The sequence below is a fragment of the Helicobacter sp. 13S00477-4 genome, from assembly GCF_002272785.1.
Lineage (GTDB): Bacteria > Campylobacterota > Campylobacteria > Campylobacterales > Helicobacteraceae > Helicobacter_J.
This window is the reverse complement of sequence record NZ_MLAS01000005.1, coordinates 51,858-64,741: the sequence shown is the minus strand read 5'-3', so window position 1 is coordinate 64,741 and position 12,884 is coordinate 51,858. Positions and strand designations below refer to the sequence as shown.

The window sequence follows — 12,884 nt, the reverse complement described above, 5'->3', positions numbered from 1 at the left end:
AAAAGAATTCAGAAGGAAAAAAATGAAAGAAAAAAATCCCCGTCGTGAATTTCTAAAAAAAACCACAAAAACAGGTGCATTTATAGCTATAGGAGGGTTAGCTATAAATGCTTGTAGCGACAAAGAAATCAAACAAGACAATGTAATAGAAGGAAAATCCAATAAAGAAGAAATTTTGTATCAAGGGGACACAAAATATTGGAAAGCATATTACTCTGTAGCCAAATAAGCCATAAAAAGGAAGAAAATGAACGATCAAAAATTCAACCCACCTAAAGCTTCTCGCAGGAGCTTTTTAAAAATGAGCACTTTGGGTTTTGGGGCTATGGTAAGCACTTTAGGAGCTTCTGAAAATATTGTACGAAAAGCTAACAAGCAAGAAGTTGCAGAAGCCTATCCTGGTTCGCAAAAAATAAAAACAATTTGTGCAGCCTGTTCTGTAGGATGTGGGATCATTGCTGAAGTAAAAGATGGTGTATGGATAAGGCAAGAAGTTGCACAAGATCATCCTGTAAGTCTTGGTGGACACTGTTCCAAAGGTGCAGATATGATAGATTCTGTCCGTAGCCCAAAACGTATCAAATACCCAATGAAAAAAGTCAATGGTAAATGGGAAAGGATTAGCTGGGAAAATGCACTAGATGAAATCTCTGAAAAATTAGGAGATATTCGACAAAAATATGGTCCTGATAGTATGGTATTTTTTGGTTCTGCAAAAATGGGCAATGAACAAGCCTATTATTATCGCAAATTTGCAGCAATGTATGGTACCAATAATATAGATCATCAAGCTAGACTCTGACATAGCTCCACAGTCGCCGGTGTGGCGAATACATTTGGTTATGGAGCCATGACCAACCATTTAGCTGATATTCAAAAATCTAAAGCAATCATTATTTTTGGTGCAAACCCTGCTGTCAACCACCCTGTTGGTTTCCAACACTTTTTAAAAGCAAAAGAAATCAATGGTTCAAAATTAATTGTAATTGACCCTAGATTCACACGCACTGCTGCTAAAGCTGACATGTTTATACAAATCAGGGGTGGGACTGATATTGCATTTATGTATGGAATGATTAATCTCATTATTGAAAATGGCTGGGCAGATACTCAATATATCAATGAGAGGACTTTTGGATTTGAAGAAATCAAAAAAGAAGCTCAAAAATATACTCCTGATGTTGTAGCTAATGTTTGTGGTGTCGATAAAAAAGAACTTTTAGAAGTAACTAAGCTTTATGCCAATACAAAACCTGGCACATTAATATGGGCTATGGGCTTAACCCAACACAGTATTGGCACTGGGAACACTCGCTTAGCACCTATTTTACAACTCATATTAGGCAATATTGGCATCAGTGGTGGAGGAACAAATATTTTACGCGGGCATGACAATGTGCAAGGGGCGACTGATGTTGGGTGTAATGCTGATTCACTGCCTGGCTATTATGGACTCTCAGAAGGAGCATTCAAACATTGGTCTGATGTATGGGGGATTGATTATGATTGGATAAAATCAAGATTTTCTCCTGATATGATGGATAAAAATGGCTTTACTTTAGCCCGATGGTGGCAAGGTGTCTTACAAGAAGATGATGAAAAAATCCATAATGGCAAATCAAATAAAATCCGATCTATGATGGTAATGGGCAATGGAATCATTTCAGTAGCCCAAACTTCCAAAGTCAAAGAAGCACTTGATAATCTTGAACTTTTCATCATGATTGATCCTTTTCCACACGATGCAATAGCCTATACTGATAAAAAAGATGGGGTATATTTATTGCCAGGCACCACCCAATTTGAAGTCAGTGGGTCAGTAACTGCAACCAATAGATCTGGTCAATGGAGATATCGGGTGATTGAACCTATTTATGAATCAAAACCTGACCAAGAGATTTTATTTGCTTTGGCAAGAAAACTAGGATTTTATGAAGAATATACCAAATCGCTTTACAACATAGCGAAAAAATACAATAGGACACAATTTCAATGGCCTGAAGATGCTACCAGAGAACTTAATATTGGGATGAAAACTATAGGGCTTAGTGGCTGGACACCTGAAAGACTAAAATCTCATACAGATAATTGGGGACTATTTGATACACTCACCTTAAAAGGATTTGGTCCTATGCAAGACCAATATTATGGACTTCCTTGGCCATGTTGGAACCAAAATCATCCTGGCACTCCAAATCTATATGACGAACATTTGCCTGTTTCAGAAGGAGGATCTGGATTCAGACAAAATTTTGGACTCACACAAGAAATCAATGGCAAAACCTATGATATGTTAGCAGCCAAAAATAGTTTCCCTCCTAAATCAAATATAAAGGGAGGATATCCAGAAATCACTGCCGATAATATTGAAAAATTAATTGGTAAAAAGCTTTCCAATGAAGAAAAGAAAATAGTTCAAGGAAAAAATTGGAAAACTGATTTAAGCATGATACTTGTAAATAAAGCTCTTGAAGCAGGACTATGTCCCTTTGGTAATGGTAGAGCAAGGATGTATGTAGGAGAATGGATAGATAAAGTCCCCACTCATAGAGAGCCTATCCACACCCCAAGACCTGACTTAATAGAAAAATACCCTACCTATGCTGATAAATCCAATCATTGGAGGGTAGATACGAAATATCAATCTCTGCAAAAAGATTACACAAAAGAATTCCCCATCCAACTTAATACTGCAAGGCTAGTAACACATAATGGTCAAGGAATTGAAGCAAGAGTAAGCCTAGCACTCAGTGAAATCAATCCAGAAATGTTTATCAATCTTCACCCAAACACAGCTGCAAATTTAGGGCTACAAGATGGAGATATGGTTTGGGTATATAGCCCTGAAGGAGGCAAAGCAAAGATAAAACTTAAGCTAAGTTTTAGCATTAAAGAGAATGTAGCATTTGCACCTTTCCACTGGGCGGGTATCTTCAGAGGAAAAAATCTGAGCCAAAATTATCCACAAGGCTATATACCCTATAGTATCGGAGAAAATATCAATGGAGTCACCAATTATGGCTATGACATCGTAACTCAAATCCCTGAAACTAAATGCGGTTTATGTCGTATAGAAAAAGCATAAGGAGTCTTTATGGACAATACAATCAACATTACCCACAATGAAAATGGAGGATTTTTTGTTCCTGATCATTCTAGAATAAAATTTTACTGCGATGACAACAGATGTATTGATTGTCATGGATGTGATGTAGCCTGCAAAGAAGCTCATCATCTACCTGTAGGCATCAATCGTCGGAGGGTTATAACGCTCAATGAAGGCATAAAAGGCAAAGAAAAATCCATATCAATCGCTTGCATGCATTGTGCAGATGCTCCTTGTGCAAAAGTATGCCCAGTAGATTGCTTTTATATCAGATACGATGGGATTGTTTTGCACAATAAAGAAACTTGTATTGGATGTGGATACTGTCTTTATGCCTGCCCATTTGGTGCACCTCAATTCCCTACCAATGATATCTTTGGCTCTAGAGGTGCTATGGATAAATGCACATTTTGTGCAGGTGGTCCTGCACCTACACATAGTGAAAAAGAATTCAAACTCTATGGACAAAATCGAATCGCTGAAGGAAAAGTACCCGCTTGTGCTGCTATGTGTTCAACCAAAGCACTCTTAGCAGGAAGTTCAAAAGAAGTGAGTAATATTATTAGAATTCGATCTATCAATAGAGGAAGCCAAACAACTGAAATCCCTTACACTTGGAGTAAAGCCTATGGGGATACTTTAGGAGAAAGTGATGCAAATAACTAAAATTGCTTTGATCCTAAAGTTTTTTTTGATCTTTTCCTTAGGACAAATAGCACTTGGAAATCAAAATCCAAAAGAACCTGTTGATTTTAACTACAACAAAAAAATTTATGGAACCCCTCAAATTGAGTCTATTAAAAACTGGGGGTTAAACTCGCCAACAGCAGGAGTTGTTAGTGACTCTGTATTAAAAATGGAAGGACTGAGTGTCGGTATACATAGCGAAAAAATCACAGGTATCGCAGGAATTATAGGCCTTGGTGAAGCATTCACAATCCTTCAAAATAGATTTTTTGCTCCAATATTTTTGGGGATTATTATTTTAGTGATCCTTACATTTTTTGGACATTATAAAATCATTGGGTCAAAAAAATTCAATCATCATAGCAAAAAATTCAAAGTATTCTCCAAATATAATATACTTATTCATTGGGGAGCAGCTATACCTTTTATGATAATCTGTGTCAGTGGACTGATGATGATTTTTGGTGATAAACTTGGTGGAGGTACGCCTATTAGAATAGCAAAAAATCTTCACTTCTTGGCAACATTTATTTTTATAGTATTTGGTATTTTAATGTTTTTAATGTGGCTCAAACCTGCTTTATTTAAACTCTATGATATCAAATGGCTAAAGATCATGGGAGGCTATCTCTCAACTTCAAAAAATCCAGTCCCTGCAGGGAAATTCAATGCTGGACAAAAAATATGGTTTTGGCTATCCACAATTGGAGGGTTCATAATGGCAGCAACAGGATTGATAATGCATTACTTTTATGGAGATATAAATTTTTTGAGGCTCAATGCAATTATCCATAATCTCCTAGGATTTGGTGTTATTGCTATGCTCATGACACATATTTATATGGCTGTATTTGCTATTGAAGGGGCTTTAGAATCTATTTTAAATGGAAATATGGGTGAGGAAGAGTTAGCTATCATGCATAGTTTTTATTATAAAGAACTCTTAAAAAAATTATAATAGTAAGAAATATTACTTTAAATAACCATAATCATAAAGTGCATTCGCCATTTTTACCATAATGGGTCCCCCACTACCTCCACTCTTGCCATGTTCAAGCAAAACAGTAATGACATATTTTGGATTTTTATAAGGAACAAATCCTGTGATCCAAGCATGAGAACGATGAAAATATTCCATTTGACTCTCTTTTATCCTGACTTTAATATCCTGTGGTATTTGAACAACCTGTGCTGTTCCAGTCTTGCAAGCAAGAGGCATTTTAGATCCCAAAGTATGCCTATAAGCTGTACCTCCAGGAACACTACAAGCTTGATACATTCCTTTTTGAAGGATGCTTAACTTTGATTTTTGAAAATCATCCAAAACATCTTCACTTCTATCTTCATAATCTTTATTCCCAAAGTTTTTTGCAAAATGTGGCGTTGGCAATTTGCCACTGGCTATCAAAGCTGTATATCTAGCAATCTGCATAGGTGTTACCAAAAAAGCTCCTTGTCCGATTGAAGTAACAACCGTATCGCCTGTGTACCAATTTTTTCTATATCTTTTCATCTTCCATTCAGGATCAGGCACAATGCCAATAAATTCACCTGGTATATCCACACCTGTTTTTTCTCCAAAACCCATTTGTTTCATGACATTTGCAATATTATTAATCCCAGCAACTTGAGAAAGTTTATAAAAATAAACATCCACAGATTCTTTGATAGCCTTTACAAGATCTGATTTGCCATGCCCAGTTGGCTTCCAATCACGAAACTTCCTACCACCCAATTCAATATATGCAGGGGTATCAATTTTTGTATTCTCATTAATACCTGCATATTCTAAAAAAGCTAACCCCATCCCCATTTTCACAACAGATGCTGGAGGATAAAGTGCATTCACAAGTCTATTCAATAAAGGATTATAAATATCTTCACGAAGAGCATTCCATTTCTTATAGCTTATCCCTCCAACAAAATCATTCAGATTATACTCAGGATAACTACCTGCTACAAGAATCTCACCTGTATGCACATCCATAACAATCACTGCACCTGTCTTGCCTTCAAACTCTTTGTCTGCAATCATTTGAAGTCTCATATCAATACTTAAAGTCAAATCATTTTGTTTTTCTGGTCTAGACTCTTCTAAAACTTCAATCTCTTGATTAAATGCATTAACTGCTACAACACGATAACCAATATGCCCTTGCAAGAATAAATTATATTCTTTTTCTAATCCTGTTTTGCCAATAATACTTGTATATTTACTCACAGGATCATTAGCAATATCACGTTCATCAGCAGCACCTACATAACCTATAATATGAGAAGCACTAGCATTTCCAGGGTAAAGCCTTTTGGTCGAAGGTTCCACAAAAATATCAGGATTTTGAATAATCTGTGCATAATACCTTTGCATTTTGTCATAAGAAATAAAATTGATTACTTTAATAGGAGAATGATTATAAGAAGAATATTGCTTTTTATAAGCTTTGAATACATCTGAAGTATCAATATCAGGAAAATATCCTTGAATCAAAGCAATTTGTTTCTCTAAATCCTTGTCTTTCAAAAAAGGATTTAATAAAATAGAAAAACCTAACTCATTGATGGCTAAAGGATCTCCATTTCTATCAAGTATTTGTCCTCTAACAGGTACTAAAATCTCTTTTTTAGTCATATTACGTTCAGCTAATTTTTCAAAATATTGGTGTGATTTTATGGTCAAAACAAATATTTTTAAGCTCAGAATAATCCAAACTAAAATAAAGATAAATAAAACAATTTTATATCTGATATTTAATTTTTTCATAGATTATCGCCAAACAAGATTCATAAAAAATATAATAAACAAAACTCAAACTCAAATCGGAATTAAAAACACCATTAAAAATACCAAATGAATATAATGAGAAAAAATAAACAAGATAGATCAAAGCAATATATATAATAACAAAAAAAACATTTTCCTCAAACAATAAACGAAATTTCTTAATCACCAACCAATTAGTGACAACAAAGACAAGAGGCAAAATCCCTGCATGCTGATCGTGATCATATTCAAAAAAAATCAAGCAAACAAAAACAGCAAAACTCAAAATCCACAAATTATCCCTTGAAATCTGGATATAAAACACAAACAATAAGCCAATCATAGGAGGCAAAAACAAATAAACATCACTCAAACAAGTATAAAAATAAAAACATATTAAAAGGAGTCCTGCTTTTAATATTTCTCTAAATATGCCTTTTTTTCGAACTTTTGAAATCACTTTCATTCAATACTGCTCATCATAAATCATATCCCTTTATTTAAGTACTTTCACATCCATCATAAACCTTAGTTTTTTAATCAATTTTTTACTTAATTCATTCCAAAACCCAATGCAGTATTCAAAATCAACTCTCTAACTTTATCTTTCCCGCCATATCTTTTGTCTATGATTTTATCATTATTTGATACAACAACCCTATTTTGACGATAAAAAAAATATTGCTCATTTTTATTTAATTTATCAAACTTAGTATAAATATTCAAAATCTTTTGATCACCCTTTATTATAGAATACAAAACTTCATCAACATAAGTATCTATTTCAAGGCCAGTATGCCTAGAATCAATCAAATGTATAAAAAGTTTAATACAATTTCGTCTGTGTAAAAAATCCCAAAGATAACTTTCCCATTCTCTTTTGACCTCTTTAGAAACTTTTGCATATCCAAAACCAGGTAAATCCACTAACCTCAAAGATATAGATTCACAAATTTCTCCCTTCCTTTCCCAAACAGAAGTAAAAAAATTTATCAAACGTGTTTTACCAGGTGTGGCAGAACTTTTGGCAAGTTTCTTGTCTAATAAAATATTGATAAAAGTGCTTTTACCAACATTGCTCCTACCTAAGAATACAATTTCAATCACATCAGGAGGAGGACATTCTACAAGCTTTTTCGCAGATGTAAGGAAATTTGCTTCTTTGACAAAAATCATTCATTTTTCTCTTCAGGCTTATTTTCATCTTTATCTTTCCCTATATCATCAAGATTAAAGATAAATTTAGCTGGTTTATTTTGACTCCCAAGCACATTAGCATACCCACTCTCATTATTGACAATGATCTCTTCACCCCTAATAGTATTTTCCTTGCCAACTTCATTCACTACAGCATTTTGCAAAAGCCTATATTCACCACTTCCTGCATTATAAGTAAGTTTATCAGAATGCCCTTTAATCTCTCTACCATTTTCCATGAATATATGGAATTTAACGTTGCCTTCTGCCTCATAAAACTCAGGCTTTCGATCTTTGTCTGTATGAATGATGACTTTATTAGCCTCCAATGTATCTTTAGATTTTTTGATATGCACATTTCCCTCAATGACAGTTATTCCTTTCGCATCATCGCCAAAAAATTTTTGAGCAGTTACTTCAAGAGTTTCTTGAGCATTTAATGCGAAAAAAAGAGAAAACAACAAAAATATCTTTTTCATTTTTTTCCTTTTTTGGAGGTATTTTTATTCGTATCAAGGAATATTTTTGAAACAATATCAATGGCTTGGATATTTTGAGATTTTCTATTATAAATTATATTTTTACCTTCAAAATTACCTTCTAATGTGCTTAAGATAAAATCTCCTTTGCCCTTAAAAATTTCTTTTTGATAATCATAAACACCATTTTCACTCCAAAAGCTCCCACCATCACTTTTTGTATAAACAACACCTTGAGGGAAAGTATAAATATCTCCTGTCTTAATAACCTCTTCACCACTGATATACTCATATGTCCTTTTTGAATGTGTGTTGTAACGACTTGCTAAAAAACCAAACAATATCTCATAATCATCAAATTGCAAAGCACCAGAACCTTCTACCTTCATATCCACAAAATCTGTATTGATTTGATACATACTGAATTGATTAAGTTCAATTTTTGGCCATTGCTCAGTCATTTTATTTTCAGAAAGTTTCGAGGGGGTGAAGAAAAATATTGAACCTAAGGTAATCAAAAAAAGTATCAAAAAAAAATTCGTTACACTATTGGTAAAATTTAAGAACCTCATCCTTGAGCCCTTCTTCCATCAAGATATATTCTATCATTTCCCTCACAGCCCCTTGACCACCATTGCTGTTTAAAACAATATCAGCAAAATCCCTTATCCATAACGCACAATCATTTGGAACAAAACACAAACCACATTCTTTAAACATGCTCAAATCATTCAAATCATCTCCTATGCAAGCAATCTGTGAAGCGTGTAAACCAAAATCATCTTTGAGTTTTGAAACCACTTTTCCTTTGTCAGCTATACCCATATAAATAGAATCTATCCCTAATTCTTTTGCCCTAAAAACAGTGATTTTTGAATCTCTCCCTGAAATAATCGCAACCTTTTTTCCAAGTTTTTGCCAAATAACCAAGCCTAAACCATCTTTAATACAAAAAGTTTTAAATTCAACTAAATCACTATTATAACTTAATCCTCCATTTGTCAATGTACCATCTACATCTAATAAAATCAACTCAATCATAAAGAACCTTTTGTGCTAGGGATACCAACAGCAGCATTTTGACCTAATGCCCTGCGTAAAGAAATCGCAAAAGCCTTGAAAGTTGCCTCAATAATATGGTGGAGATTTTTTCCTCTCTTGAGGTAAATATGCAAACATATACCTGCATTCATTGCTATAGCACGAAAAAATTCCTCAATAAGCTCAATATCAAAATCCCCTACTCTTCCTCTAAAATTTCCATAAACACTCATATCAAAAACCAAAAAAGCACGATTACAAAGATCAATATCACATTCTACACAAGCTTCATCCATGACAACAGCACTATTACCAAATCTTTCAATAGAAGCAATAGGATAGATTTCCTTCCTCAAAAGTTCTCCAATCACTATCCCACAATCTTCAACACTATGATGATCGTCAATATACCTATCTCCCTCACAAATAATTTGTATATTCATCAAAGAATGCTTAGCAAAAGCCTCTAACATATGATCAAAAAAACCTATTTTTGTATCAATTTTAGCTTGACCACTCCCATATATTTCTAAAAAAGCATTTATATCTGTTTCTTTGGTAGATCGTTTCATTTCTTGCATATTCACTCCCTGATAACAATGCCTGCTATATTTTTTGATTTGGCAAAATCCAAAGCCTCATCTTCACTTTTAAAACCTTCGACAAAAACTCTATAAATTGGCTCACCGTTGCTTGTTTGTTCTTTTATAACAACCTTATAATCACCATTCTGGATAAATTTTTCATTCTGATTCTTGAGACTGATAGCACCTTCTTTTTTCTTAAAGGCTCCAACCTGTAAAGAAAAATTACCCCCTTCTATACTGCTTTTACTCTCACCAATTTTAAACTCTTTTTTTAAACCTTCTGCTTGGGGCATATCAATAGATTTTTCATAATTTTTAGAAATCACTCCACCAAAACCTAAAATCTCAAGGCGAACTTTTGCAGTTCCCTTATTTACCATATCAATATCCCTAGCTGCCGCATTCGATAAATCAATAATCCTTCCATCGACAAAAGGACCCCTATCATTAATTCGAACTACAGTGGTTTTTCTATTTTCTTTATTATAAACTTTTACAACCGTATTCATTGGTAATATCTTGCTTGCAGCAGTATGTGCATGCATATTATAAATTTCCCCATTAGAAGTCTTTTTGGCATGGAAATTAGGTCCATACCAACTCGCAATACCATCAAAAATTTCACCTACATCAACACGTGTAGGGTAATACCACTTACCTGCTATCTGATAAGGTCTCATTGTAGCCCTCTGTATTGCTGCAGAATCCCTCATTCCTTCCAACATTGAAGGATTTGAATTTGAAAAAATATCTACTGGACTATTTCCACCACCAAAATTAGAACTCTCATCTAAAGAAGATTGATTGGTATAATTAGAAGTATATTTTTTAGAACGATAAGATTTCAACCCTTCATAATCACTAAATCCACCAATACCACCATTATAAACACTCTGAGGAGAACAAGCACAAAACAAAACTAAACATAAAAATAAAACCCCTCTGATCAAACATTTTCTCAATGCTTAACCTCATTTTGAGCTAATTTTGCATAATCTTTTCTGATAACTGGGACAATGAGTTTTTGATTGATAGATAAAAATGAGTTTTTGAGGTTATTAGTGATTTTTATCTCTTGAATGCTCACCTTATATCTCCTTGAAATAGAAGTGAGGGTTTCACCTTGTTTGACCTTATGCAATACAAACATTTCATTAGGATTTTGATCTTCTTTAAAATTTTGTTTGAAATAAGCCAGTCTTTCATAAGGAATATAAACGCTATATTCCTTATATCCTGGAGGTAAAAAATTATATCGAAATTGTCGGTTATATTTTTTCAAATCTGCTAAACTCATACCCGCACCCTCTGCAATACTCTCTAATAATGTCCCTCCCTTAATATTGACGCTTACTAATGTATCCATAGCTCCACGATTCAACAAATATTCTCTATCTGCACTCTTGAGTTTATCAATGTTATTGAATGCCACTGACATACTCAAAATCATTTTCATATAATTTCTAGTTTCTTTGGGGAGATACTTTTTTTTATCATCTAAAAGTACGCTAATATCTGTTGTTTTAGCCTCTTTTATCGCTTTTTGTAATCTCCCTACACCACAATTATATGCCATCGCTGCCAAATACCACTGACCTGTCATTTTATGTAAAAATTGAAGATATTTAATTGCAGCTTGCGTACTCTTGATAGGATCGCGTCTTTCATCAACATAATCATTGATTTTAAGACCAAGTTGTTTGGCGGTAGTGGGCATTAACTGCCAAATGCCAGCTGCTCTTTTTGGGCTATATGCCTTTGTAGAAAATTCTGACTCTGCCATTGCCAAAAATAAAAATTCTTGTGGTATTCCAGCTTCTGCCATCATGCTTCTTAAAATAGGAATGAATTCATAACTAGAATCAAACTTCTCTAAAAAATAATCCCATCTGGTTTCTGCACTCCAAGTTTTAAGTGGATTTTCCACACGTAATTGGGCTAAAAATGAACCACTCACTCCAAATGAATTCAAAATATCCTCACCATAGCGATCATAAACCAAATTTTTAAATTCAGCTCTAAGGAATCCTATAGAACAAAGACAAAATGATAATACCAATATTTTAAATTTCATCAAACTTCCTAAACAAAAACTTTTAACACATTCTTTTTGGAAATATTGATTCTACTTGAAAAATACTTAAAACTCAAAATCCTAATATCTAATCCTCAAATCTCACCAAACAAATCAAAAGCATTTTGGGTACTCAACATTCCAATATCAAAAGCAGATAATCCGAGGATTTCAGAGAGTTTTTCCACAACCAAAGGAATATACATTGGCTCATTACGTTCTCCACGATGAGGATGTGGAGTCAAATAAGGTGCATCTGTTTCAAGCACAATCCTATTTTTAGGTATTCTTGGCATAATTTCTACAATTTTTTTCGCATTTTTAAAAGTAGCCACCCCACCAATTCCATAATAAAATCTATCTGAAAGCTCTAATAAAATTTCATCTGCATTAAAACAATGCAAAACACCCCTTACCTTATATACTTTCAAAATCTCAAAAGCATCAAAACTAGCTTCACGTATATGTACAATTAGGGGTTTATTGACCTCAATAGCCAATTCTATATGATGCCTGAAAGTCTCTTTTTGAATCTTTTTAAGTTCTTCCCTTTTTTCGTGTGGTGGCAAACGATAATAATCCAGGCCGCATTCACCAATAGCAACACATTTAGGATGATGAACATATTGCCTTATTCCTTCAAGATTGGCATTCATTACCTCATCTGGATGGATACCAACTGCAAAATAAATATGTTCATATTTATTTACAATTTCTATAGCCTTTGGTAAATCTTTGGGATCAGCTGCTGGAATAATAATCTTTTTTATACCATTTTCCATAGCACGTTTGATTACATCTTCTAAATCATTTTCATAAATCTCATTATCCAAATGGCAATGCGTGTCTATCAAACAACTCATTTGATTGTCCCTTAATATTGTTATGGTAAAATCTACAAAAAATTTGATATAACATTCTAACTCAAAAAAAAGATATTTTAACAATGAGA

At 33.7% G+C, this 12,884-nt stretch carries 14 protein-coding genes; 4 read left to right on the top strand and 10 right to left on the bottom strand.

Going from position 1 to position 12,884, the window contains the following annotated elements; all coding sequences use genetic code 11:
- Nucleotides 1–22: 22 nt before the first annotated feature.
- From BKH44_RS03630 to BKH44_RS03615, 4 genes are read left to right on the top strand one after another with little or no spacing between them, the layout of a single operon-like run.
- Entirely contained in the window at nucleotides 23–229 is a 207-nt protein-coding gene (locus tag BKH44_RS03630) for a hypothetical protein (RefSeq protein WP_095270151.1), read from the top strand.
- An 18-nt stretch (nucleotides 230–247) separates the two neighbouring features.
- A complete protein-coding gene (locus tag BKH44_RS03625; RefSeq protein ID WP_095270149.1) occupies nucleotides 248–3,085 on the top strand; it encodes a molybdopterin-dependent oxidoreductase in 2,838 nt (945 codons plus the stop codon).
- Between the two features lie 9 nt (nucleotides 3,086–3,094).
- Nucleotides 3,095–3,772 carry a formate dehydrogenase FDH3 subunit beta gene (gene fdh3B / locus BKH44_RS03620; protein WP_095270148.1) on the top strand — a complete coding sequence of 226 codons (678 nt, stop codon included), beginning with the start codon at nucleotides 3,095–3,097 and terminating at the stop codon, nucleotides 3,770–3,772.
- Nucleotides 3,759–4,751, top strand: a complete 993-nt coding sequence (locus BKH44_RS03615) for a formate dehydrogenase subunit gamma (protein WP_095270146.1) — start codon at nucleotides 3,759–3,761, stop codon at nucleotides 4,749–4,751. Before fdh3B ends, BKH44_RS03615 begins: the two co-directional genes overlap by 14 nt.
- A gap of 12 nt (nucleotides 4,752–4,763) precedes the next feature.
- On the opposite strand, the gene mrdA is transcribed toward BKH44_RS03615, so the two are convergent.
- The 10 genes from mrdA to BKH44_RS03565 all read right to left on the bottom strand — a co-directional run bounded on the left by mrdA (nucleotide 4,764) and on the right by BKH44_RS03565 (nucleotide 12,795).
- Nucleotides 4,764–6,554 carry a penicillin-binding protein 2 gene (gene mrdA, locus BKH44_RS03610; protein WP_095270145.1) on the bottom strand — a complete coding sequence of 597 codons (1,791 nt, stop codon included), beginning with the start codon at nucleotides 6,552–6,554 and terminating at the stop codon, nucleotides 4,764–4,766.
- Nucleotides 6,529–7,020: a hypothetical protein gene (locus tag BKH44_RS03605; RefSeq protein WP_095270143.1), complete on the bottom strand. Its 492-nt coding sequence runs from the start codon at nucleotides 7,018–7,020 to the stop codon at nucleotides 6,529–6,531. The genes mrdA and BKH44_RS03605 overlap by 26 nt, the downstream gene beginning before the upstream one ends.
- An 86-nt stretch (nucleotides 7,021–7,106) precedes the next feature.
- Complete coding sequence (gene yihA, locus BKH44_RS03600) at nucleotides 7,107–7,730, bottom strand: ribosome biogenesis GTP-binding protein YihA/YsxC (protein WP_095270141.1); 624 nt, start codon at nucleotides 7,728–7,730, stop codon at nucleotides 7,107–7,109.
- Nucleotides 7,727–8,230 carry a lipopolysaccharide transport periplasmic protein LptA gene (gene lptA, locus BKH44_RS03595; RefSeq protein WP_095270140.1) on the bottom strand — a complete coding sequence of 168 codons (504 nt, stop codon included), beginning with the start codon at nucleotides 8,228–8,230 and terminating at the stop codon, nucleotides 7,727–7,729. Before lptA ends, yihA begins: the two co-directional genes overlap by 4 nt.
- Nucleotides 8,227–8,691, bottom strand: coding sequence for a hypothetical protein (locus tag BKH44_RS03590; protein ID WP_143428295.1), 465 nt, complete (start codon nucleotides 8,689–8,691; stop codon nucleotides 8,227–8,229). Before BKH44_RS03590 ends, lptA begins: the two co-directional genes overlap by 4 nt.
- 85 nt (nucleotides 8,692–8,776) lie before the next feature.
- A complete protein-coding gene (locus tag BKH44_RS03585) occupies nucleotides 8,777–9,271 on the bottom strand; it encodes an HAD hydrolase family protein (RefSeq protein ID WP_095270137.1) in 495 nt (164 codons plus the stop codon).
- Nucleotides 9,268–9,852: an imidazoleglycerol-phosphate dehydratase HisB gene (gene hisB, locus BKH44_RS03580; protein WP_095270135.1), complete on the bottom strand. Its 585-nt coding sequence runs from the start codon at nucleotides 9,850–9,852 to the stop codon at nucleotides 9,268–9,270. Before hisB ends, BKH44_RS03585 begins: the two co-directional genes overlap by 4 nt.
- Nucleotides 9,853–9,854: 2 nt before the next feature.
- Nucleotides 9,855–10,820 carry a septal ring lytic transglycosylase RlpA family protein gene (locus BKH44_RS03575; RefSeq protein ID WP_180674100.1) on the bottom strand — a complete coding sequence of 322 codons (966 nt, stop codon included), beginning with the start codon at nucleotides 10,818–10,820 and terminating at the stop codon, nucleotides 9,855–9,857.
- Nucleotides 10,817–11,932, bottom strand: a complete 1,116-nt coding sequence (locus BKH44_RS03570; protein WP_095270134.1) for a lytic transglycosylase domain-containing protein — start codon at nucleotides 11,930–11,932, stop codon at nucleotides 10,817–10,819. The genes BKH44_RS03575 and BKH44_RS03570 overlap by 4 nt, the downstream gene beginning before the upstream one ends.
- A 95-nt stretch (nucleotides 11,933–12,027) precedes the next feature.
- Nucleotides 12,028–12,795: a TatD family hydrolase gene (locus tag BKH44_RS03565; RefSeq protein ID WP_095270132.1), complete on the bottom strand. Its 768-nt coding sequence runs from the start codon at nucleotides 12,793–12,795 to the stop codon at nucleotides 12,028–12,030.
- Nucleotides 12,796–12,884 lie beyond the last annotated feature (89 nt).

Excerpts from the sequence above, each read along its gene's own strand:
- BKH44_RS03630 (WP_095270151.1), top strand. The coding sequence starts at position 23 with ATGAAAGAAAAAAATCCCCGTCGTGAATTTCTAAAAAAAACCACAAAA.
- fdh3B (WP_095270148.1), top strand. The coding sequence starts at position 3,095 with ATGGACAATACAATCAACATTACCCACAATGAAAATGGAGGATTTTTT.
- BKH44_RS03615 (WP_095270146.1), top strand. The coding sequence starts at position 3,759 with ATGCAAATAACTAAAATTGCTTTGATCCTAAAGTTTTTTTTGATCTTT.
- mrdA (WP_095270145.1), bottom strand. The coding sequence starts at position 6,554 with ATGAAAAAATTAAATATCAGATATAAAATTGTTTTATTTATCTTTATT.
- BKH44_RS03605 (WP_095270143.1), bottom strand. The coding sequence starts at position 7,020 with ATGAAAGTGATTTCAAAAGTTCGAAAAAAAGGCATATTTAGAGAAATA.
- yihA (WP_095270141.1), bottom strand. The coding sequence starts at position 7,730 with ATGATTTTTGTCAAAGAAGCAAATTTCCTTACATCTGCGAAAAAGCTT.
- lptA (WP_095270140.1), bottom strand. The coding sequence starts at position 8,230 with ATGAAAAAGATATTTTTGTTGTTTTCTCTTTTTTTCGCATTAAATGCT.
- BKH44_RS03590 (WP_143428295.1), bottom strand. The coding sequence starts at position 8,691 with ATGACTGAGCAATGGCCAAAAATTGAACTTAATCAATTCAGTATGTAT.
- BKH44_RS03585 (WP_095270137.1), bottom strand. The coding sequence starts at position 9,271 with ATGATTGAGTTGATTTTATTAGATGTAGATGGTACATTGACAAATGGA.
- hisB (WP_095270135.1), bottom strand. The coding sequence starts at position 9,852 with ATGCAAGAAATGAAACGATCTACCAAAGAAACAGATATAAATGCTTTT.
- BKH44_RS03570 (WP_095270134.1), bottom strand. The coding sequence starts at position 11,932 with ATGAAATTTAAAATATTGGTATTATCATTTTGTCTTTGTTCTATAGGA.
- BKH44_RS03565 (WP_095270132.1), bottom strand. The coding sequence starts at position 12,795 with ATGAGTTGTTTGATAGACACGCATTGCCATTTGGATAATGAGATTTAT.